At 75.1% G+C, this 22,592-nt stretch carries 16 protein-coding genes; 1 reads left to right on the top strand and 15 read right to left on the bottom strand.

The features are described from left to right. Nucleotides 1–26: 26 nt before the first annotated feature. The 15 genes from ACFYUV_RS16445 to def form a co-directional block, all read right to left on the bottom strand. Nucleotides 27–902, bottom strand: a complete 876-nt coding sequence (locus ACFYUV_RS16445; RefSeq protein ID WP_387669328.1) for a protein phosphatase 2C domain-containing protein — start codon at nt 900–902, stop codon at nt 27–29. Continuing rightward, the gene (locus ACFYUV_RS16440) at nt 902–2,341 is read right to left on the bottom strand and encodes a hypothetical protein (protein WP_387669327.1); all 1,440 of its coding nucleotides are present in this window, start codon (nt 2,339–2,341) and stop codon (nt 902–904) included. Before ACFYUV_RS16440 ends, ACFYUV_RS16445 begins: the two co-directional genes overlap by 1 nt. Beyond that, complete coding sequence (locus ACFYUV_RS16435) at nt 2,338–4,461, bottom strand: hypothetical protein (RefSeq protein WP_387669326.1); 2,124 nt, start codon at nt 4,459–4,461, stop codon at nt 2,338–2,340. The genes ACFYUV_RS16440 and ACFYUV_RS16435 overlap by 4 nt, the downstream gene beginning before the upstream one ends. Next, nucleotides 4,458–5,201: a hypothetical protein gene (locus ACFYUV_RS16430; protein WP_387669324.1), complete on the bottom strand. Its 744-nt coding sequence runs from the start codon at nt 5,199–5,201 to the stop codon at nt 4,458–4,460. Before ACFYUV_RS16430 ends, ACFYUV_RS16435 begins: the two co-directional genes overlap by 4 nt. A 4-nt stretch (nt 5,202–5,205) precedes the next feature. Then, entirely contained in the window at nt 5,206–6,894 is a 1,689-nt protein-coding gene (locus ACFYUV_RS16425; protein ID WP_387669322.1) for a hypothetical protein, read from the bottom strand. Then, complete coding sequence (locus tag ACFYUV_RS16420; protein ID WP_387669321.1) at nt 6,894–8,684, bottom strand: hypothetical protein; 1,791 nt, start codon at nt 8,682–8,684, stop codon at nt 6,894–6,896. Before ACFYUV_RS16420 ends, ACFYUV_RS16425 begins: the two co-directional genes overlap by 1 nt. Next, nucleotides 8,681–9,676 (bottom strand): hypothetical protein, encoded by a 996-nt coding sequence (locus ACFYUV_RS16415; RefSeq protein WP_387669320.1) that lies wholly within the window; start codon nt 9,674–9,676, stop codon nt 8,681–8,683. The genes ACFYUV_RS16420 and ACFYUV_RS16415 overlap by 4 nt, the downstream gene beginning before the upstream one ends. Continuing rightward, complete coding sequence (locus tag ACFYUV_RS16410) at nt 9,673–11,847, bottom strand: hypothetical protein (protein WP_387669319.1); 2,175 nt, start codon at nt 11,845–11,847, stop codon at nt 9,673–9,675. Before ACFYUV_RS16410 ends, ACFYUV_RS16415 begins: the two co-directional genes overlap by 4 nt. Continuing rightward, a complete protein-coding gene (locus ACFYUV_RS16405) occupies nt 11,844–14,975 on the bottom strand; it encodes a tubulin-like doman-containing protein (RefSeq protein WP_387669317.1) in 3,132 nt (1,043 codons plus the stop codon). Before ACFYUV_RS16405 ends, ACFYUV_RS16410 begins: the two co-directional genes overlap by 4 nt. A gap of 19 nt (nt 14,976–14,994) precedes the next feature. Beyond that, entirely contained in the window at nt 14,995–17,361 is a 2,367-nt protein-coding gene (locus tag ACFYUV_RS16400; protein ID WP_387669315.1) for a vWA domain-containing protein, read from the bottom strand. Between the two features lie 765 nt (nt 17,362–18,126). Further along, nucleotides 18,127–18,477: an MmcQ/YjbR family DNA-binding protein gene (locus ACFYUV_RS16395; RefSeq protein WP_352350971.1), complete on the bottom strand. Its 351-nt coding sequence runs from the start codon at nt 18,475–18,477 to the stop codon at nt 18,127–18,129. Between the two features lie 9 nt (nt 18,478–18,486). Continuing rightward, nucleotides 18,487–18,903 (bottom strand): CBS domain-containing protein, encoded by a 417-nt coding sequence (locus ACFYUV_RS16390; RefSeq protein WP_358286410.1) that lies wholly within the window; start codon nt 18,901–18,903, stop codon nt 18,487–18,489. A gap of 131 nt (nt 18,904–19,034) precedes the next feature. Then, the gene (locus ACFYUV_RS16385; protein WP_387669313.1) at nt 19,035–20,447 is read right to left on the bottom strand and encodes a pyridoxal phosphate-dependent decarboxylase family protein; all 1,413 of its coding nucleotides are present in this window, start codon (nt 20,445–20,447) and stop codon (nt 19,035–19,037) included. Next, nucleotides 20,440–21,060 (bottom strand): XRE family transcriptional regulator, encoded by a 621-nt coding sequence (locus ACFYUV_RS16380; protein WP_364337438.1) that lies wholly within the window; start codon nt 21,058–21,060, stop codon nt 20,440–20,442. The genes ACFYUV_RS16385 and ACFYUV_RS16380 overlap by 8 nt, the downstream gene beginning before the upstream one ends. Nucleotides 21,061–21,067: 7 nt before the next feature. After that, on the bottom strand, nt 21,068–21,634 hold the full coding sequence (def, locus tag ACFYUV_RS16375; protein ID WP_387669312.1) for a peptide deformylase: 567 nt from the start codon (nt 21,632–21,634) through the stop codon (nt 21,068–21,070). Nucleotides 21,635–21,758: 124 nt separating this feature from the next. Here def and ACFYUV_RS16370 point away from each other — a divergent pair, with 124 nt between their 5' ends. Then, nucleotides 21,759–22,553 (top strand): class I SAM-dependent methyltransferase, encoded by a 795-nt coding sequence (locus ACFYUV_RS16370; RefSeq protein WP_387669311.1) that lies wholly within the window; start codon nt 21,759–21,761, stop codon nt 22,551–22,553. The last annotated feature ends 39 nt before the right edge of the window (nt 22,554–22,592 follow it).

Below are 22,592 nucleotides of genomic sequence, written 5' to 3'. Positions count from 1 at the left end.
GCACCTCCCTTCCGCCCGCCTGCCGGTCATGGGGCGCACCACACGACGACGGCGGTGCGGTCGTCGAGCCTGCCGGGGGACTCGAAGCCGACGTCCCGCAGGAACTCGGCGATGGGCGGCGGCGCGCTCCACCGGCCGGCGAACCAGCCCGCCAGGGGGTCGCCGGGCGCCAGCGCGTCCCCCAGGCCGTCGGTGGCCAGCGCCAGCACCGCGCGCGGCGCGAGTTCGACGGTGACGCTCGTGACCTGGTCGGGATGGAAGGGCAGGAACTCCGTCAGCCGGCCCGCGTCGAGCCCCGACTTCTCCTCGCCGATCAGCCGCCGCCAGCCCCGCGGGAGCCGGAGCCAGCCGCCGACGTCGGCCAGCGCCATCAGCCTGGCCGTCCGCCGCCCGCCGGGGTCCGGGCTCACCGGGACGACGGCGACCAGCGCCGCCGCCCGCACGTCGTGCTCGGTGACGCCGTGCCGCACCGCCGAGCCGGCCATCTGCCGGGCCGCGTCGAGGAAGACGTCGCAGGCGCTCAGGGGCCCGCCGCGGTCCAGGTCCGCTCTGACCCGGCCGACCAGGGCGGTCACCGCCACGTTCGCGCCCAGGTGCGACTGCCTGCTGTCGGACATGCCGTCCGCGAGCGCCACGATCAGGTGCCGTTTGGCGGTGTCCCTGCCGAGGCGGTAGGCGTCCTGCCGGGGCACGGCGGGCTCGGCGCACCGGTGGCCCGGGCCCACGAGCGACACCGCCCGCACCGTCAGGCCGCCGACGCTGACGGCGTCCGCGGCGATCCCGGCCAGGGCCGGCTCGTCCGGCAGCCGCCAGGGCAGCCGCGCGGCGGGCGATGACGCCGACGCCGACGCCGCGGGCGGGGCGGGGACGGGAGGCGGCGGTTTGCGGAAGGGCCAGGGCATCACGGCTCCCCGACGACGTGCGGGCCCCCGTCGAACCCGCCGTCGAACCCGCCGTCGAACCCGCTGTCGAACCCGTCGTCGAACCCGTCGGCGGAGCGGGGGGCGGCGGCGTGGCCGTTGTGGTGGCGGCCGTTGCGCGCGGCGTCGGGCGCTGGGGTGGGCGCTGGGGTGGGCGCGGACGCGGGGCCGGGCGAGGGGCCGCCGGGCGTGGCCTGCGGAGTGCCGGTGTGCCGGCCGCGTTGCCAGGGAGCCGGGTGCCAGCCGGTGACGTGGTCCACCGATCCGGGCACCACCTGCGACGGCAGCACGTCCTCGCCGTCGTCCCGGGGGCCGGCCTCCGGCGGGGGAGGGGGCTGCAGGGCGGGCCGCGGCTCCCGCGCGCCGATCTGCTCGATGCCGAACGCCCCGATCGGCGCGGCGCTGGCGATCCCCTCGATGGGCTCGATGATCAGCTTGCGGATGGTGTCCATCTCCGCTTCCTGGATCATGTCGTTGTCCACGAGCTTGTTGAACAGGTCGATGCGGGCCTGCATGCTCAGCTCCTTGCGCTTGCGGATGTCGCCGATGACGTCGGCCACCCGCTCGGGCGCGCGGTGGAGCAGCAGCAGCATCAGGTCGTCCTCGGAGGTGATCTGGTGCCGCAGGCCGGTGATGCCCTCGGCCTCCAGCTGGCCCTCGATGCGGGCGTCCGCCTGGGCGGCCATCCAGCCGGCCGCCTTGCGGTCGTGGCTGACCTGCACGGCGAAGCGGAACAGCAGGATGCCCTCCTGCGGGTACTGCTGCACCCGGTCGTTGCCGAAGTCCGCCATGAGCTGCCGTTCCAGGTCGGCGTCGCGGGTGATGTCGAAGCCGCGGCAGACGGGCGAGACCGCCTCGCGGATCCGCGACTGCACCAGCGCGTTGCCGTCCTGGATCCGGGACGTCACGATCTTGACCGGATCGGTGACCCGCCACCCCACGTCGATCCGCAGCCGGAATCTGGCCGCCCGCGAACTGCTGGCCAGCTCCAGGTGCAGCACGGAGTAGTGGTCGGACATGTCCACCTCGTACCGCCACCGGTAGCGGCGGGTGAAGATGCCGGGCGGCTTGGCGAGATGGAAGACCTGGCCGGAGTCGTCGCTGTAGAGCAGCGCCCGTCCCGGCTGGATGGGCGCGCGGCCCGCCTCCTGCACCGTCTGCTCGACCAGGATGAGCGGGATCGGCGGCGGGGCGGGCGGCCCCCAGATGTCCTCGGGGGCGTGCTGGGGCAGGTGCTCGCGGGGGCTGCGCGAGTGCGGCGGCACCGGCGGGCCCTGGGGGAGCGGGCCGGTCATCCCGGCCGGGTAGTCCGGCGGGATGGCCGGGCCGGGCGGCACCGGCTGCGGGCCGGCGCCGTTGTGGGGCGGGCCGCCGTTCCCGGGCAGGGGCTGGGGAGGCATGGGCTGGTTCACTGCGGTCATCTCTCTTCTCGGACGAGGCGGAGCACCTCCGCGGCGGTGGCGGGCGCGGGACGCGAGCCCTTGGCCCACTTGCCGGCCTCGTGGGCCAGGATCGTGGCGCTGCGCGGGGTCTCGGCGACCGCCTGCATGAGACGCGCGAACGACCTGCGGGCCAGGGGATGGGCGTCGACGCTGTGCGCCCACTCGGCGAGGATCTCCTTGGCGTGCGGGTTCAGGTGGGGCGCGGTGACGGCGTCCCGCCACAGGGAGGCGATCTCCCGGTGGCGTACGGGATCCCGGGTGGCGATGTGGAGCAGGGCCGGCCAGGTGGCGCCGCCCACCTGGCGGACCAGGTCGGCCGCGGCCAGCAGGAACGCCAGGCGCGCGATCGGCTTGCGCGAGCTCTTGCCGAGCCAGCCCAGCAGGAGCGCGGGCGCCTCCAGACGTTCGCCGTCGACCTCCCACATCTCGGTGAGGCTGTTGCAGATCGCCGTCATCACGTCCAGGTCGGCGGAGGAGGCCAGCTCCTCCAGGGCCTTCATGGCCGCGGCGGGGCCGGCCGCGTCGTACTCGATCCGCCAGCACCGGGCCGCGGTGGCCCGCAGCTCCGGCGACTCGTCCGCCGACCAGGCGCGCACCAGGTTCCGGACGGGCGGCCCGAGGTCCGGGTCGGCCATCGCGGCGTGCCGCAGGGCCCGCGCGGCGGCGTCCCGCAGGTCGGGGTCGTCGCCCTCGGCCCAGGGCCTGATCACCAGAGCCCGGACGTGGTCGAAGGATCGGGCCCCGAGGACGCCGGTGGCGACCGCCGCCCGCACCCGGACCGACTCCAGCTCGTGCCGCGCGCACACGCGCAACCAGGCCAGCAGGGTGGGCCGCGCCTGGTCGTACTCGTTCCAGAAGTAGAGCAGGTACTTCTGCTGGAAGCTCGGGTCGCGGTAGCGCACCACCTCGGTGGGCGCGCCGCCGTGCCGGGTCTGCACCGTCGAGCGGACGACGTGGGCGCGCAGCGCGCGCAACCGGGCCCGCTTGCGCGCGACCAGCGGGGCGTCCCTGGCCGGCTCCGCGCTCTCCAGCGGGCGCTCGGGCTCCAGGCTCTCGCGCATCAGCTCGGCCGCGGCCGAGACCGTCTCGTACGGCTCCCCGCCCAGCACCGCCACCGCCACCGCCATGCTCTGGGTGGGCAGGTCCGGCAGGCCCTCGGCCCACCTCTCGAACTCGGCCGCGTCCAGCATCGCCAGCCGGTCGCCCACGGTCTCGGCCAGCGGCTCGCCCGCCTTGTACGCCTCGGCGGCGTACGCCGCGACCAGGGCGGCGTGCGCGGGCGAGGAGTTCTTGTCCAGCTCGCTCCGGAGCAGGGCCATCATCTCCCGGTCGCCGAAGACCCGCTCCGTGGCCTCGTCGTCGAGGTCGCGGCTCAGGTGCCGGTAGAAGACCTCGACGCGGTCGGTCACCTCGCCCAGCTCCATGACCAGCGCGCCGGCCCCGGCCCCGGTGATCCGGCCGCCGGCGGACATCGTCACGACGAGCCGCGCGCTGGCGCGTTCGAACACGTCGGCGAGCTGGCCGAGGTCGTCGGCGGTGAGCTCGCGGCAGGCGGAGCCCGGCAGGTCGGCCAGGATGTAGCCGCATCCCTTGGCCAGCACGTCGGGGGTGAGCGCGCTCAACCGGGTGTCGGCGTGCAGCCGGTAGACCGCCGCGCAGCCGAGCAGGAGCCTGGTGGCCGCCATGCACCTGCCGCTGCCGGGGTCGGCCCGCAGGAACAGCACCGGGCGCGTCCCGGCCGCCTCGACCAGGGCGTCGAAGTCGGCCGGGGCGACGAACCTCTTGTCCGCGTGTTCGAGGTCGGCCGGTCCCAGCTGCCACACGCGCGGGGCGTCCCTGGCCGCCGACACCGCGTGGTAGGTGATGTACAGGTCGCGGCCGGCCGCCTGGCCCGCGCGCACGTCGGCGCCGCCGAAGCTGGAGAAGGCGTCCGCCTCGGTGCCCAGCCGGTCCTGCACGACGCCGGGGGTGGCGGCTCTGGCGGAGATCTCGCGGCCCAGGTCGTGCGGCTTGCGCTCGCCCGGCTCGGGCTCGACGTCCGGGCTCTGGGGGTCGGGGTTCTTCGGCTCCTCCTGGTGCGGCGGTTCCTTGTCGCTCATGTCCTGTCTCCGTAGTGATGGTGGATGTCGCGGCCGGCGACGGAATCGGCGATGATGTGGGCCCCCGCGAAGGCCCCGCCGCCGGACCCGGCCGCGGGGGCGCCGGAGGCCGGCGCGTCAGGGGCGGGGGCGGCGTCGCAGGCGGGGCCGGCGCCCGCCGGATCGCCGGGCCAGGGAGGTCCGCCCGGCAGCCACAACCACGCCCGCCGGCCGCCCGCGTCCACCTCGCGCAGGTCCTTGGTCTCCAGCGAGGTGAGCTGCCCGGCGATGGTGTCCTCGACGACGTCCGCCGACATGACCACCACCAGCTCGGCCGTGCCGCGCTCCAGCACGGCCCGCGCGGCGGCGCAACCGGCCAGCTCCCTGGCCACCACCGGGCCCGGCCCGGTGTACCCGCCGGCCGCCTCCCCGGCCGTCATGCCGAAGTTGATCGCCAGCCGCAGGCGCAGCCGGCCGTCGGGCGCGGTCAGCCGGTTGTGCTCGCGCACCGCGGCCAGCACCTGGTGGACGAAGGCGTCGCAGACCACCGGCTCCGGCTCGCCCGGCGGCAGCACGGCCAGCTCGCCCCCGACCTCCCCGACCCGCCCCCAGGACGGCCGGTCGAGCCGGGCACGCCGGGCCGCCACGTCCAGCGCGCCGCTCAGTCCCTCCCGGATCAGCCCCTGCATCCTGGCCGTACGCGTGTCGTAGCCGTGCGCCCGCACCGCGAGCACCAGCCTGCGTTCGAAATCGTGGCCCATGCGCTCACCACCAGACCAGCAGGAGGCTCAGCACGATCACGGCCAGGACCAGGCCGGCCAGCAGCCAGCGCGGCACCCGCGCCGGCCGCCGCCACCAGTCGGGCGGCAGGCCCGGCGGCTGTGCCGGACGCGACGCAGGCAGGCGCGGCGCCGTCTCCTGGCGGGGCTCGGCCATCCGGTGCAGCAGGTCGGGCAGCAGCCGGTCGGCCAGGACGGCGGCCTGGCGCGGATCGTCCAGCCGGGCGTAGATGAGCGCGCCGGCCCGGGCCCACACCTCCGCGCCGTCCTCCCGTGCCAGCCGCGCGGCCAGCCAGCGCATCGGCTGCCCCCGGTCGAGCCGCGGGCCGAGCAGCGGTTGCAGCAGGCCGGCCAGCCGCGAGGGCGCGAGGTCGCGGTAGTGCCCGGTCAGCCGGGCGGCGTGCCAGTCCGCGTGGTTGAGCTGCTCGACGATCTGCGCCGCCTCGGCCTCCGGCACCCTCACCCGGCGGCCGGCGGCGGCGCAGATCCACTCGACGAGCTGGAAGAAGGCGTCGCCGTCCTGGGCGGGCAACATCCGGTACAGCTCGGCCAGCAGCTTTCCGTCCATGCCGTCCGTCTCTTGCGGGCCGCCCGGGGCGGCGGGCGGGGCGCTCACCGGGTCCGCGCCGCCGGGCGCGCGGTGCGCCCCGGTGGTGGCGGGCGAGGCCGGTTTCTGCACCGCGAAGACGTAGCCCGACGCGGGCGGGTCGGCGTACTGGCGCAGGCAGACGGCCGCCGCCTCCAGCCGGGCCTCCAGCGTGCGGTACTGCGACACGACCGCCTCCAGCCGCCCGGCCACGCCCGTCCCGCCCAGCTCCTGGTAGGCCCTGACCAGGCAGCGGGCGAGCGTGTCGCACTCGTCGGCGGGCGCCCGCGGCTCCTCCCACAAAGCGATCCTGTTCTCCTCCCGCGGCTGGGTGGGCGGCGCACCGCCGTGCGCCTGGGCCACGCGGAAGACCAGGTGCGGCTGCAGGCCGCCGCGGTCGTCGCCCTGCGCCGCCTCGAAGGTGGAGAACGACGGACGCCAGGCGTGCGCCGTCCCCTGGAGCAGCACCGCGGCGGTGAACCGCAGCCCCCGCAGGTAAGCGCCCGGGACGGGCGCCTGGGGGTCGGTGGCCGGGAGCATCGCCGCGAGGGGCCGTCCCGGCTGCCGCAGGACGGCGGCCACCAGGGCGGTCAGGCCCTGGACGGGCTGCGGCCGGCCGGCGGCGCGCGCGAGGAAGGACGCGGTCAGCTCCTCGTGGTCGGCGGCCGGCAGCCTGGCCAGCGTCCGGCCCTGCGGGACCTGGCCGGGCGGCTCTCCCAGGCTCAGCGCGCCCAGCCCCTGCCACAGGCAGGCCAGCGCCAGGTCGACGCTCACCGCCGCGCACGGCCCGATCAGCGCACGCGCCACCTGCGGATGACGGCCGCCGCCGGCCCGCGAGGACGGCGCGGTCAGGACGAGCGCGTCCGGGTCGTACGAGCGCTCGATGATCGTGGCCAGCTCGTCGCCGGGCAGGACGAGGTAGACCAGGCTGCGATGACCGGAGGTCACCCCCCGCGGCAGCGTGGCCATGGGCAGGATCAGCCGGGAGGCGTGGTGGACGCGCGGATCCTCGGTGGAGCAGGCGATCGGCCCGAAATCCTTGCCCGGCCGCCAGCGGAACTCGACCTGGTCGACTGACGTCGCGTTCATCAGATTCCGATCCTCCGGGCTTCTGGGGAGGTGAGCACGCCGGTCATCGCCATCAGCGAGATCAGCGGATTGAGCACCCGGCAGGGCCGCACGCCACGGACGAACGTCTTGTCCGCCACGGTGTCGGAGCCGGCCGCCGAGGCCACGTGGAAGGTGGCCCTGCGGCATTCGCGGTAGGGCCGCGTCCAGGCGTCGGCCTGCCTGGCCCGGAGGTAGGCGTAGACGTCGGCGCTCTCCCGCAGCGAGGACTCCGGGTCGAGCACCCGGTCCGGCTGCCGCAGCCACCACGCGATCGGGTCCTCGAAGCGCAGCAGGTCGGCCTTGCCCAGCACGATCGCCGTGCTCAGCTCGGCCAGGCGGCCCGACCCCTGCAGGAGCTCCAGCACGGTGGCGAAGGTGCGGTCGCCGAGCTCGTCCCGGCCCAGCTCGGCGGCGTTCACCACGAAGATCAGCCCGTCGGCCACGTCGAGGAAGCGGCGCGCCGACTCGATCTCCAGCAGGTCGCCGCCCGCCACGTCGAACAGCGCGACCGGGCGCGCGTCCCCGCCCGCCTCGCGCACCAGGAAGACGTCCACCAGGCCGACGGCTCCCGGCCGGGTGTGCTCGACCACCCGCGAGTCGTTGAGGAACGGACTGACCTGCTCGTCGACCAGGCTCTGGTGGGCCGCCAGGCTGATCGCCTGATGGCTCAGGCCGGGGCCGAGCCCGTGTTTCTCCAGTTGCGCGATCATCGAGATCAGCAGGTGCGTCTTGCCGGAGTTGGTCGCGCCGACGAACCCGTAGACCGACGGCGTGCCGTGCCCGCCGTAGGCGAGCGGGAGGTAGTGGGCCGCTCCGGGCCCGTCCTCCGCCGGTCCCGGGCAGCGGACGAAGGCCGTGCGCCGCAGCACCGCCCGCTGCGTGGGGCTCGCGCTGTCCGGGATCGTCAGCGCGACGTAGGCGCCCTCGCCGCGGTCGTAGCGGTAGAGCTCGCGCTCGTCCCACGTCAGGGTCGCGGCGCAGATCGGGCACGGCACGAGGGGGCCGCTCGCCTCGCGGGCGGCCGGGCCGGCCGGTGCGGATGGGGGCATGGGCGCTCCGTTGGCTCTGCGCGCGTAGTCGGCCACCAGCCGGCCGGCGACGCTGTCGTGGACGGGATGCGCGGGCAGCGTCCCCGCGCGTTCGCGGAACCGGACGAGCAGCCCCGGATGGCTGGGCGGCCTGGCCCGGTCGTCGTAGGTCTCGAAGGCCAGCGGCGGCAGGGTGTCCCACGGTTCGCCGGCGGCCGCGCCGAGGACGGCGTCCAGCCCCCACAGCAGCGCGTGCGCGCACTGCGACGGCGGCAGCTCGATCGGGCCCTCCGCGCCGGCCAGCACGTGCGACAGCAGCGGCACGAGCTGCGCCAACGGCTCCGGCGAGCGCGCCTCGGCGTCCAGGCCGGCCCGGTACGGCTCGACGCCGCGCACCGTGAGCGGCATCAGGCGCCCTCCCGGCCCGCGCAGCCAGCGCCAGTCGCGCAGCTCCAGCGCGAGCCGGGGCGTCAGCAGCGCGGGCGCGCCCACGAGCAGCCGGGCCAGCGCGCTGCGCCCCCCGCGCGGCTGCTCGCGCCGGACCAGCACGGCCTGCCGGTCGAAGATCGCGTAGACGTGGCTGACCCCCGGCGAGCCGCCGGGGTCCGTGCGCAGCCAGTGCTCGACCTGGCGGTGGAGCCGCGCGAGCTCGTCCGGCCTGAGCGTGGAGGCCGTGGGGCCGAAGGCCGGGCCCGACGCCGAGCGCTGCCACCCGTAGGTGACCTGGTGCAGGACGCTCATCTGCGCCGCCTCCAGGGGCGCCCGCGCCGGGCCGGCTCTTCGGGGGCGGCCGGGGCGGGCGGGACCGGCTCGGCGACCGGCGCGGTCTGCGGGTGTTTGAGCGCCCGCAGCGCGAAGAAGTCCGCTCGGCCGCGCTCCAGCGCCACGTCGGGCGACATCCCGCGCGGCACCGGGTCGGGGACGTCGAGCCGCCGCAGCAGCTCGCGGACCGACGGACGCCCCTCGGGCGGGCCGAAGACGCCCCGCAGCAGGCGCGCCAGGTCGGACGGCGCGTCGGCCAGGTCGGCCCGCTCCGGGGCGCGGCCGGTCGCCACCCAGAAGATGAGCCGTCCCGCCGCCCAGACGTCGTCCTCGCCGGTCACGACGCCGGCGGTCTGGCCGGGCCGCTGTTCGGGCGCCCACCAGGGCGGCGCGCCCGCCACCGACCGGGGCGTCCCGGCCAGGGCGGCCTCGGCGAAGCCGGTGATCTGCGCGCACACGGTGTCCCAGTGGACGGTCTCGGGCGACAGCGCCCGGTGCGCGATCCCGGCGGCGCTCGTCCACCGCAGCCCGGTCAGCAGGCTCCGCTGGAACGGCAGGTTCTCACTCGGCAGGATCCGGCCCAGCGTGCCGCCGACGGGCTTGCCGCGGTAGGGCTCCAGCAGGACGAACGGCAGCTCGCCGTCCGCCTCGTAGCCGATCAGCCGGGACACCTGCGGCGGGTACGGCGCCGAACCGCACATCCTGCTCAGCCGCAGACCCGCCAGGATCTCGTTGTCGAGGGCGTCGTACCCGGCCCCGGGCCCCGCGGCCGCCGGCCCGACGTGGCGGGCCTCGCGCTGCCTCCCGTCGGGCCAGGAGAGCGCGAGCAGGCAGGAACGCAGCGGCGGCGCGGGCGGGACGGGGTCCTCGCGGCGGCCGGTCACCGTGACCTCGGCGGAGGCGCCGTGGCGGTCGCGGAAGCGCAGCACCGTTCCCGGTTCGGTCATCGGCGCGGTCATGGGCGCGGTCATCGGCGCTCGCCCTCCTGGACGGGCTCCGGCTCGTCCGCCCAGGTCTGGCGGGCGACGCCCGGCCGTACCGGGACCAGGCGCAGCGTCCCGGCGTGGCGCGCCGAGGGCACCCACACCGTCCCGGCGGGCAGCGACTCCTCCAGCGCGGCCCGGCAGGGGCGCGGGGCGAAGCGCACAGCGGCGGGCGGCCCGGCGCCGACGTCCAGCAGCGACAGGTCGCGGGCCAGGCAGAGCTGCCACATGACGGCGGACACGTCGTGGCCCGCGGCCGAGGCCAGCTCCGGCAGGTCCTCCTCCGGCGCGGCGCCGTCGGCCTCGACCGCCCATTCCGTCGCGAACGGCGGCGGATCGTCCATGCCGTGCTCGGCGACGTGCTTCTCCCAGACCGAGAACAGCTCGGCGGCCCTGCCACCGGCCCGTTCGCCGTGCTCGGCGGTCGAGCCGGCGGCCAGCCCGCGCAGCGCCGGCGCCGCCGCCTCACGCACCAGGTCCGCCAGGAAGTGCTCGACCCGCCGGTCCCGCCGCCCGGGGACGTCGTGCGCCGCGCCGCCCGGCGGACGGGTGCGCTCGGCGACGACCGCGGCGACGTGCGCGAGGGCGGCGCTCACCCGGGCCGTCGCGTCGGCGGCGTCCACCCGCGCCCCCGCCCGCGCCCACTCACGGTCGGCCGCGCCGGCGACGGACAGCAGGTCGTCGACCGCCTTCGCGGCCGCGTCGAAGCGCCGCGCCGCCGCCCAGGCCGCCGTACGCCGCCGCCAGGAGCCGCGGATCGCCCACGCCGCGCCGGCCAGCGCCACGATCAGCACCAGCGCCCACGCCGGTTGCGGCAGGATCCCCGCCGCCTCCAGCGCCGCACCGGCCAGCCCGCCCGCGGCGCCGCCCACCACGGCGGCGGCGGCGTTCGCGGCGAGCGCGCCGAGGTGCCCGCCCGGCCGCCCGCCGGGCCCGCGCAGCACGGTCAGCGTGACCGACAGCGTCCAGAGCAGCGCCATCACCAGCCCGCTGGCCACCCCGAACGGGGTGAGCCCGGCCAGTGCCGCGCTCACCAGGCCGACGGCCGGCAGCCACGGCTGCGGACCCGCCATCGGCTCGGGATCGCGCAGCCCCGCCACCAGCGCGTCCGGGCAGACCTCCCGCAGCCGGGGCACCAGCGCCCGGCTGCCGTGCGGCATCAGCCGCGTCTGCCACCGGTCCAGGCCCTCGACCAGGCGGGGCAGCGGCGTGCCGGCCCGCAGGCCGGCGTCCAGGTACCGGCCGATCGAGGCGCGGACGCGGGCGGCGTCGAACTCCTCCGGCTCGGCGGGGACGATCCCGGCCGCGGTGACGGCCGCCCGGGAGCCGGCGTCGGGCCTGGCGCCGCTGTGGGCCGCGACGAACAGCTCCTCCAGCCGCTCCCGCAGCCGGCCGAGTGCCTGCCCTGCGGCGGTCGCCGCCGTTCCCGCGGGGACCGGGCCGACCATGAGGGACACGTCGTCGCCCAGCTCGTCCCCCAGGGCGGCCGCCTCGTCCAGGGCGGCCCGCGCCTGGTCCGCCAGGCTCGCCAGAGGCCCGCCGGGGGCCAGCCGCAAGGGCGGCGCCGTCGGCGGAGCGGCCGGCGCCGCGGCGGGCTCGGGCGGCTCGCCCCCGCCGGCGGCCAGCAGCCGCCCGCCGGCCGCGGCGAGCGCCTGGCGCAGGTCGCCGCCGCCCGCGCCCGTCCAGGCCAGCCTGATGCCCGGATTGGCGATGCGGCCGGGCATGCGCTCGACCCGGCGCAGCGCCTCGTGGAACACCTCGCTCAGCGACAGCACGTCGAGCAGGCGCAGCAGGCCTGCCTCGGCGCCCTCCGCCCGGTCCCGCCGTACCGCGGGCGCCGCCGCGGCCGGCCGCCAGTCGATCCCGTACGGATCGGGCACCCACAACACCCCGGCCGCCTGCGTCAGGCTGCCCGGCAGCGCGATCCGGTGCGGCTCGCCCTGCGGCCGGCCCACCGCCACGCACAGCACCTCGTCGGTGTAGCGGGAGGCCAGCAGCATCTCGTAGGCGCGGCGGTGCCCGGCCAGAGCCGCGACGTCGTCCACCACCAGCAGCGAGGTCAGGTCCTCCTGGCCGTCGTCGGACAGCAGCGCCGCCACCTCGCCGAGTGCGCCCTCGCCGAGGCCCCGCAGGTTCAGCCGGACCACCCGCCCGCTCACGCGGCGCCGCCCGTCCGGCGCTTGTACGCCTCGTACAGGGCGTGCAGGTTCTCCCGCGTCGCGCCGGGCAGCTCGAACGTGACGGCCATCGCCGCGGGCAGCGTCTCGTGCCAGAACCGGCGCAGCATCCGGGCCCTGGCCCGGTTCGCCGGGGCGATCTCGACGAGCATCCGGTCCAGGCAGTCGACCTGCTCCCCGGCCAGCCCCACGACCAGCTCGAACAGCTTCGACGGCGGATGCGTGCCCTCGTCCAGCTTGTACGGCGCCGCCTGCATGAGCTGGGCGCAGAACACCCGGGCGGCGTCGTCGTTGTCGGCCAGCGCCCACAGCTCGTACGCCTGGAGCAGGCTGCCCCAGGAGGAGGCGTCCTCCAGCGCCTTGAGGCCGAGCGACATGGCCACCTCGTTGAGCCGGACCTCCGCCTGGGACGGCGAGGCCGGGTCGCCCAGCACCCGCACGTCGCCGTTCCACATCGCGCACAGCAGCCGGTGCAGGATGAGCACCCGGTGCTCCTCCCGGGTGGCGAGGTAGCCGAAGTCGTAGCCGGTGCGCTGCCGCCAGGGCAGGAAGTCGTCCCGGCGCGGCCGGTGCACCGCGTCCGCCCAAGTCCGCAGGACGTGCCGGACCTCCTTGACGTCGGTGATGCCCATCGAGGACCGGAACAGCACGACCGAGACGGACTCGGCGGTGGTGCCGGTGAACTCGAAGGTGATGCCGGGTCCCTCGGGAAGCTGCAACGACGTGCGCAGGTAGGCGGCGATGGCCTGGTTCTCGGCGCCCGGGTAGGACACCAGCACCTTCAGCGGCCCGGTGCCCTGCGGCGTGAAGTTGGCCGGCACCAGGCCGGTGAGCCGGCTGCGGAACTCCTCCAGCTCCGTCTCCCCGAACCGGGGACGGTCCGAGCCCAGCCCCGCCGCCTGGTCGAGCAGGTCGCGCAGCTTGGGCAGCAGCGTCGCGCGCCCCTGCGTCTCCTCCTGCAGGTACGTCTTGACGTCGGTCTTGATCCGCTCGCGCAGCTCGTGGACCGCCCGTTCGGGGGTCGTCTCGATCGACTGGCGGTAGATCCGCTGCCAGCCGTCCTGGCCCATCAGGCGCCGCAGCACCTCGGCGTCGTCGGCGGTCGGCTCGATCATCAGCCGCTCCCGGATGCGGGTGACGGCGTTGCGGTAGAACTGCTCCAGGCTGCCGGTCGGCAGGTGGAAGACCACGCCGACCCGGGGCCGGTACAGGTGCTCGGAACGTTCCCTGAACCGGTTGGGGTCCTGCCGGGCCAGGTCGTGCAGCGTCTGGTTGAGCGCGCGCAGATGGTCCTCGGCCACGCCGAGCGCGCGCTCCCAGCGCTGGTGCTGGGACGCCCACGGCTCGGTCCACAACACCCGGCTGCGCCAGCTGTACCAGATCTCCTGCTGCTGCCGGGCCTCCGCCGGGGCGTCGTCGGTCCACTTGACCTTGACCATGCCGAGCGAGCGGTCGCGCAGCTGGGGCAGGGCGGGCGGCGCCTCGCGGATGCCCGGCGGCGGCGGCGGGGGCACGCTGCGGCGCTGCATCAGGCCCTTGGCCCCGGACTGGTCCACCGGGTCGGCGAGCGAGGCGTGCCCGAACAGCACGCGCCGCACCCGGAACGGGTCGATCGTGCCGAGCAGCCCGAGCACCGCGCTGCCCGGGTCGAACTGGCTCACCATGGCGGGGACGCTCTGGTCGAGCTGCGCCCGGAGCTCGTTCAGCCCGATCCGCATCGAGGCCAGGCGGTCGGCCAGCGCCGCCAGCACCTCGCGGGCGCCCGTGGCCGGCTCGGGCTCGGCGTACTCCACCTGCCGCCGGGCGAAGACCTGGTGGATGTGCGAGAGCGTGAAGAACTCCTCGATCAGCGCCCGGTTGCTCTCCGCGCCCGGCGACGGCTCGCGCAGCTCCTCGACGGCGGCCCGCAGCAGCCGTCCGGCCACGACGTCGGCCAGCTCCTCCACCGGCGTGGTCAGCGACGTCACCAGCGCCGTGGACACCCCGCGGTTGCCCACGCCGTTCTCGGCCATGGTCTGCCGCTGGGCGACGGAATTGATGAAGCTGTCGGCGAAGGACTGGTGCTGCTCGCCGTCGTTGCGGACCTTCGGGCTCAGCTCGGTGCCGATCAGCGACATCACCAGCGACACCACCGAGCGCCGGAGGTCGCCGGGCTTGGCGCCGGTCGGGCGGGAGAACAGGAACGCGGTCTGGGCGACGCCCGGCCGCATCGCCACGCGTCCCTCCAGCGGGTAGCGCACCGCGATCTCCTCCGGGTCGCCCTGGTCGCCCTCCAGACCGGGCAGGTGGCGGACGGCGTCGGCGGTGTTCTGGTGGTCCACCAGCTGGAACATGTCGAGCAGGGCCCGGCCCGCGTTGAGCTCGGCCGGTCGTCCGCCGCCCGCGCCCGACTCGAAGGCCGAGGGCATGAGCACCAGCGGGTAGATCTTGGGCTTCAGGTCCGTCTCCTGGAACTGCCTGCTGATCAGGTGGAGGTAGTCGTAGAAGATGCCCGCGCCGGTGCCCCCGGCGACGGAGAACGCCACGAAGACGTCCACCGCCCTCGGGTTGATCGTCGCGCCGTCGGCCAGCCGGAACAGGTCGGTGGCCGCCTGGTTGCCGGACAGGTTGCCGATGGCCGCGTCGATGTCGCGGATCGCCGGGCCGATCCCGTCGCGGAAGGTCTCGAACAGGGCCGCCCGCCCGACGGTCGGCATCTGCCCGGCGCCCTTCTGCAGGGGCAGCACCCGCGGTTCCCCGTGGCTGGGCGGCAGCCAGCCGCGCACGGCCTCCCCGGCCGCCAGCCGCAGGTTCACCGCCACCTGGGGGTAGGAGTCCACCTGCGGCACCAGGCCGCGCACGTAGTGGGCGGTGAGCTGCGCCGTGTGCACGTGCTGCGGGCCGGGCACGACGCTCAGCGGCAGCCGGTCCAGCTCGGCCTGGTTGACGTCGGCGTAGACGAACTGCAGGCAGGCCGGGAGCTGGTAGCGCTGGGCGTCCTCGCGTTTGCGCTGGAAGAGGCTGCCGTCGGGGCCGCAGATCTCCTCGCGCAGCCTGCGTTCCAGCCCGGCGCCGATCGCGCAGCCGGTGCCGCCGAGGCCGACGAAGAGCAGGGGTTGGTAGAGCTTCATGGGGTGTCTCCTCGCGGCCTCAGAGCCAGGGGCTGTCGTAGTCGGGGGCGGTCCGCTGCCAGGAGTCCTCCCGGTCCCGTGGCTCGCCGCCGGGGTCGGGGGCGGGGTCGGGGGCCGGCGGGGCCGGGTTGGCAGGGCGGCGGAGCCCGGCGCGCCGGGCCGTGCCGCGCCGCTTGGCCGCGTCCCGGAAGACCAGCCGGTGCCCGCTCGGCAGCGGCTCGCTCTCCACCCCCATCCCCAGCGGGTAGCGGTCGCCTTCGGGCGTCTCGACGGTGACGCCCGCGCCGGCCCGGCAGACGGTGAACACCTGGTCGCCGTCGTCGGGACCGGGCGGCACGAGACGCGCGGCGTAGGTGTCGCCGCGCAGCGCGAACCGGAAGCGGGGGGACCAGCTGCTGGGCGCCTTCAGCTCCGCGCCGGTGCGCTCACCGTCGAGCGTCAGCGCGACCGACAGGCCGCGCACGTTCACCCTGCGCCGGCGCGCGGCGCGGACCAGCAGCAGCGTCACGGCCGCCAGCAGCAGGACGAGCGCGGCCGCCGCGATGTACCTGCGGTAGGTCTCCCACCAGGTGGGCGGACGTTCGACCGAGACGGTGAGCAGTCCGGAGGCGTACGCCACGGCCGGGTCGCCGGCGTCGGCCAGCCGCACCTCCAAGGACGCGCCGCCGAGCGCCGCGTCCTTGCCGAAGCGGATGGTGAAGGGGGTGGTGGAGTCGCCGGGCGGCAGCGTGACCGGCCCGTCGGGGGCCGGCGTCGCGCGCACCCCGGCGACGCTCCGGAGCGCCAGCCGGGCCCGTCTGGGCGAGGAGGCGCCGTTGTGCACGGTCACCCGGCCGCGCACGACCTCCCCCTGACGCACGGTGCCGTCGCCGTCGAACTCGATCTGGCCCTGGACGACGGTCTCCGCGGCCCCCACCGTGACGGTGGTCGGCACCCGTTCGGCCCTGATGCCGGTGCCCGCGACGACCCCCGTCAGGGTGACGTCGCCCGGCCCCTGCGGTGCGGCGAAGACGCCCGCGTACCGGCCGTCGTGCTCCCTGTCGTCCGGGGCGCTTCCGTCGTCCCTGACCTGGACGGTCTGCGGCTGCGCCAGGCCGCCCCCGGTGGCGGTCACCGAGAACGTCAGGCCGCGCAGCGCCTCCTCGTCGGTGATCGCGCCCCTGCGGGTGACCAGCGAGAGCCGGATCCTGACCTCCTGCCCGGCGCGGGCCGAGGGCGGTTCCGGCACGATCGCGGCCTGCACCGCGCCCTGCCACAGCGCGGTCGCGCTCACCAGCCGCCGGCTGAGCCGCTGGGGCGCCTTCAGCCGGACCGTCCACGTGCCGTTGAGCGGGTTGACGATGCGCAGCGCCTCCGTCGCGGTGTTCGCGCCGCTGTGGGCGAAGGTGGAGTCGCCGGCCGTGCCGGTCGTCACCGTGCGGCCGCGGGGGTCGACGAACTCGGCCAGCACCCGGGGGTCGCTCTTGCTGACCGTGATGGTGCCGTCGGTGGCGATCAGCGGGATCTCGACCTTCAGCTCGCGCACCTGGCCGTCCTCGACGGTGGTGGAGTCCGTCGGGGTCAGGCCCGAGCAGGTGGCCGCGGCGTACGCCTCGAACAGCGAGCGGGTGACGTCCCTGTCGTCGCGGACGATGCGGGCCCGCGGCCGCGACTCGTCGCGGGTGTCGCACCCGGCGCGCGAGCCGCCGGCGGCGAACCTGTCCAGGTTCTCCTGCGTGACCCCCGCGCCGAAGCCCAGCGGCCAGATCTGCACGCCCTCCCGTTGCGTCTGCCCGATCACGTCGCCGAGTTGCTGCGCGGCGCCCTCGTTGCGGCGCTGCCGCACCACCGGGTCGGTCTCGGAGCCGCTGCCGTAGGCGGGGCTGCGCGGCACGTCCAGGTGGCCGTCGGTCAGCAGGAAGACCACCTTCAGCGCGTTGGCTGGCGACCCGTCGCGCAGCGTCGCCAGCGCCTGGGTGAGCGCCGCCACGTGGTCGGTGTCGTTCCCCTCCTCGTCGGTCCGCCGGTGCAGGCCCTTCACGCACTCCGACAGGTACTGCAGGCTGACGCCGTCGCCCACGACGGTGGGCCGGCACACCTGGTCGACGGCGTTCTGCCCCGGCCGGCCGTTGTTGCTGCCGAAGCCGATCACGGTGACCCTGCTCTGCGGGTTCAGCACGCTCTGGGCGATCGTGGAGGTGGCCTCGATCTCCCGGGACACGGCCCCGGCCGACAGGCTCCCCGACTCGTCGACCGCGACCACCATGTCCAGGGGCAGCGTCTCCGGGGCGGCGGCCGCCGCCGCGCGGGCGGGGAGGGCGTGCGGCGGTACCGGCAGCGCGAGCGTCAGCGCCCCCGCCATGACGACGAGAGCGCGCGTCGCCCGGCAGCGCAAGGCTGATGTCATATCCGAGTCCTTCGGTGGAAAGGCGTTGCCAGAGGAGGGCATGAATGGGTCTCGCCCGTTCGAGACGCGTAGCCCTCTCATTTTTAGCGGCCATGCTGACCGAATTAGATGCCATTTAGAGGGGTTTGTTACTTCACTGTGATCCGAACTAAATTCCAGGGAAGGTGCAGCCTTTGGGGGATGTTGTCCGGATTGTCGGTAATGTGAATCGGTTTCGGGTGAGGGTCGCGCCTGGAATGCTGACGCACGTCGTGACCTGCCAACCCGCAGCAATGCGGGTAAGCGGTGTATAGCGCGAATCGGGTGGATTGGAGGTGTTACTGGTGGTGCTGGTGGGACTGATGCCAACAATTGCCTGTTGAATCCGAATTGAAGAAGCCGGGTTCTCGCCCTGGGCTACGGACTCAACGGAAATATGCGGAGAAGGGGGACTTATCTGACTTACAGTCGTCTGCCCTTTTTGTGGGATTCGTTCCCGAAAGGGGGCTGTGCCACAGGGGTCCCATTCCGCTGGGACGCATCGTTGCCCATGCCGCGGCGCTCTCGCCGGGCCGGCGCGCGTCGCGCGATCGGCCGGGGGCATGCCGCGGCCCGGCGGGGGGCACGGGGGTCACGGTGGGCCGGCGCGGGGCGGGGTGGGTCACCGCTCGCCGGATCGGCCACGCCGAAAGAGACGCGCACCGGCAGCACGCCGGAAGGGACGCGCACCGGCAGAACAGGCCGGCGGCGCGCCTCAGAGGTGGTTCACGGACCGGGCGGAACGGGTCAGGGGCCGGTCTGGAGTTGCTGTTCCAGGCGGACCTTCTTGGGGACGCACATGCGCCACGCCTCCAGCACCAGCTCCCGCATCTCCGCCGCGTCGAGGGCGTCCATGCGGGCGACCACCCAGTTGAAGCGCAGATCGGACTCGCCGGGCATGAGGAACTTGTCCGGCTCGGCCGCCACCAGGGCCTCGCGTTCCTCCTTCGGGAACCCGAAGCCCATCAGCGTCTCGTCCCGCGAGAACGCCACGTAGACGATCTTTCCGACGCGGAACTTGACGCGGTCCCGGATCAGGTGCTCGGACGAGCGCGGAAGGGTGCGCGCGAAGCGCCGGACGTCCTCGACGGTGATCACACAACCACGTTAGCGGTTGCCCTCCGCGGACGAGATGTCGGCGAGCGCGGAGTCCGGGTCGCGCTCCACCGCCAGGTCGCCCAGGCTCACGATGCCGACGGGACGGCCGTCCTCGACGACCGGAAGGCGGCGCACGGCGTGCGAGCGCATGATCTGCACGGCCTGGTCGATGCTCGTGTCGGGCCCGACCGCCTCGACCGACGGGCTGCACGCCTCCCTGACCGGCGTCTCCGGCCCCCGCTCGGCGGCCACCACCCGGATCGTGATGTCCCGGTCGGTGACGATGCCCTTCATGCGCCCGTTCTCGTTGACGATCACCGCGCCCGCGTCGTTGTCGCGCATGAGCGCCGCGGCGGCCGACACCGGCTGGTCGCACTCGACCGTCGCCGGGTGGGAAGTCATCACGTCTGCCACGGTCTCTGCCATGGGATCCTCCTGATTGCTCACGTCCCGGCCGCTTACTACCCGGGCCGGGGGAGAGCTCACAGGGCTTTGTCGGATCCCGGCGTCCGGCCATGCGTGTCCGGTACGTCCGCAGGGAAGCCCTTTACCGGGCCTCAGAGCGTCTTCGCCGCCAGGCGGATCTCCTCCAGCAGGATCGTCAGGTCGTCCTCGGTGGTGTCGGGATGCAGGAAGCAGGCCCGCAGCGCGTCCCGGCCGCCCAGGCGGGTGCCGGTGAGGAAGGCGTTGCCGCGGGCCTGGACCGCGCCCGGCAGGGCCCGGTTGAGCGCGTCGAGCCCGCCGGGTCCGATCGTCGCGGGCGTGTGGCGGAAGGCCGTGATGGAGGTGGCGACCGGCGCGAGCAGCTCGAAGTCCGGGGCCTGCTCGACCATGGCGGCCAGCGTGCGCGCCAGGCCGCCGGTGTGCTCGACCAGGCGCGTGACGCCCTCCCTGCCCAGGTACGACAATGTCGCCCAGGTCTTCAGCGCCCGGAACGGACGGGTCTGCTCGGGCCCGTACTCGGCGAACCAGCCCAGGTCGTCGGCGCTGTCGTCGATCAGGTACGACGGCACCAGGCTGAAGGCGGCCCGCGCGGCGGCCGGGTCGCGCAGCAGCGCGCAGCCGCAGCCGACCGGGACGCCGAGCCACTTGTGCGGGTCCAGGGCCAGCGAGTCGGCCCGGTCCAGCCCCGCGTAGGCGGGCGCCGAGCGCGCGTCGAGCACGCCGAGCGCGCCGTAGGCGCCGTCCACGTGGAACCACAGCCCGTGCTCGGCGGCCACGTCGGCGATCGCGTCGAGCGGATCGACCGCGCCGGAGTTGACGGTGCCCGCGCTGCCCGCCACGCAGAACGGCCGCAGGCCCGCCGCCAGGTCGTCGGCGATCATCGTGCGCAGCGCGCCGACGTCCATGCGGAAGGAGGCGTCCACCGGCACCTTGCGGACGTTCCGGGCGCCGAGGCCGAGCAGCTGGGCCGCCTTGTGCAGGCAGCTGTGGCCCTCCTCGGTGACATACATGATCATGGGCGGGCGGCCGTGCAGGCCCTCCTCACGGGCGTCCCAGCCGTCGGCGAGCGCGGCGCGCTGCCGGGCCGTGGCCAGGCAGACGATCGTGGCCATCGACGCGCCGCTGGTCAGCAGGCCGCCGCCGGGCGGGTGGGGGAAGCCGACCAGCTCGGCCAGCCAGCGCACCACCGTACGCTCCAGCAGCGGGCCCGCGTGGTCGCCGCCCGCGCAGCTCGGGTTGAGCGCGGCGGCCAGCGGCTCGATGAGCACGCCGGCGGGGGATGGCGGCGAGTTCACCCAGCCGAAGAAGCGCGGATGCCCGTTGCCCATCGGGTACGGCAGCACATGGGCGCCCACGTCGTCGAGCAGCGCGTCGAGCGGACGTCCGGCGTCGGGCAGCGGCAGCTCGCCCAGCCAGGCGCGCTCGGCGGCGGGCACCGGCCGCCACACCGGCCCGGCCGGGACGCCCTCCAGATGGGCGGCCGCGATCTCGGCAGCCCTGACGCCGGCGCGGCGCAGCTCATCCATGCGGGGATTCCCTCCAGGTCTCGTGGTGGCCGCCGCCACTCAGCTCCATGGCCAGGTAGAAGACGCAGTCGGCGGTACCGTCGTTGGCGAAGGCGTGGCGGTGGTCGCCGGGGTAGGCGGCCGAGTCCCCGGCCGCCAGCTCGTACGGCCGGTCGTCGATCGTCAGGCGCAGCGTGCCGCGCTCGACGGCCAGGTACTCGCGCGAGCCCCGGGCGTGCGGGGCGAACTCGCCCGCGTCCACGCCGGGGCCGATCGTGGTCCGCATGAACTCGAACTCCACGTCGGCCAGCACCGGCGACAACACCCGCCGTTCCCAGCCGGACGGGTCGCGCAGCACCCGCTGCCGGTCGTGCCGCAGCACGCGCACGTCCTCGCGCGCCGGTTCGTCGAGCAGCCGGGAGATCGACGTGCCGAGGGCCGTGGCCAGCCGGTCGAGCACCAGCACGGTCGGCGACTTCGCGCCGCGCTCGACGTCGGAGACCATGCTCCGGCTGATGCCGCTCAGCTCGGCCAGGCGCTCGACGGACAACCCGCGCCCGCGCCGCTCGGCGCGGATGCGCCCGCCCAGCTCGGCCAGGGACAGCCCGCTGGACAGCACGCCTTCACCTTGCATTCCTCCACTATAGCGGAGAAATGTCCTCTTTAGCGGCCTTGGTCTGCTCGTAGGCTGCCAACACCTGCTTGCGGCGTTTGGCCGGCAGGCGGTCGATGTACAGGTAGCCGTCGAGGTGGTCGGTCTCGTGCTGGAGGCAGCGGGCCAGCAGGCCGGTGCCCTCGACCGTGACCGGCCGCCCCTCGGCGTCGAAGCCGTGGACGGTGGCGTGGTCGGGCCGGGGCAGCGGGGCGAACTGGCCGGGCACCGACAGGCAGCCCTCGTCGTCGGGGTCGAGGCGGCGCTCGCCGAGGCCGGGCAGCTCCAGGGCCGGGTTGACCACGACGCCCTTGTGGCCGACGCCCTCGGCGTCGGGGCAGTCGTAGACGAACACCCGCAGCGGCACGCCGATCTGGTTGGCGGCCAGGCCCACGCCCTCGGCCGCGTACATGCTCGCGAACATGTCGTCGACCAGCGCCGCCAGCTCGCCGTCGAACCGGGTGACCGGCTCGCACGGATTGTGCAGCACCGGATCGCCCACGTGCACGATCGGCCGGACCTCTCCCACGACCACGCCTTCCTTTTGCCGAGACATTGCCGCGACCAGTCTATGAGCGACGCCGGACGCACGACGCCGTCTCATATAGAAAGACACATCCTCTCGACAGATGAGACTCGCGCTAGGGTCGGAGTACACATCGTCGTGAAGGAGTCTTTCGATGGACGCCGTCTACACCCATGGGCACCACGAGTCCGTTCTGCGCTCGCACCGGTGGCGCACGGCCGAGAACTCGGCCGCGTACCTGCTGCCGCACCTGCGGCCCGCGATGAAGGTCCTCGACGTGGGCAGCGGGCCAGGCACGATCACCGCTGACCTGGCCGCGCTGGTGGCCCACGTGACGGCGTCGGAGGTGACCGAGGACGCGCTGGCGCTGGCCAGGGCCGAGATCGGCGCGCGCGGGCTGGGCAACGTGGACTTCGCCGTCGCCGACGCGCACGCGCTCGACTTCCCCGACGACACCTTCTGCCTGGTCCACGCCCACCAGGTGCTCCAGCACGTGGGCGACCCGGTGCGGGCGCTGCGCGAGATGCGCCGGGTGACCAAGCCCGGCGGGTACGTCGCGGCCAGGGACAGCGACTACTCGGCCTTCGCCTGGTACCCGCGCCTGCCCGCGCTGGACGACTGGATGGCCCTCTACCAGCGCCTCGCCCGCGCGAACGGCGGCGAGCCGGACGCCGGGCGGCGCCTGCTGTCCTGGGCCCGCGCCGCCGGCTTCCAGGAGGTCACCGCCACCTCCTCCACCTGGTGCTTCGCCGCCCCCGAGGACCGCGCGTGGTGGGGCGGCATGTGGGCCGACCGCGTCCGGCGGTCGGCGCTGGCCGAGCAGGCGCTCGCCACGGGCGCGGCCACCGAGTCCGACCTGGAGCGCATGGCCGCCGGCTGGCTGGAATGGGCCGCCTCCGACGACGCCTGGCTCTCCGTCCTGCACGGCGAGATCCTCTGCCGCCCCTGACCCGGCGGGCGGATGGCGGGCCGCCCCTGATCCGCCGGG

Origin of the sequence: Nonomuraea sp. NPDC003560, assembly GCF_042878785.1 — a bacterium.
GTDB lineage: Bacteria > Actinomycetota > Actinomycetes > Streptosporangiales > Streptosporangiaceae > Nonomuraea.
Note: the sequence above shows the minus strand (reverse complement) of the source record. Positions and strands in the feature narration are given on the sequence as shown.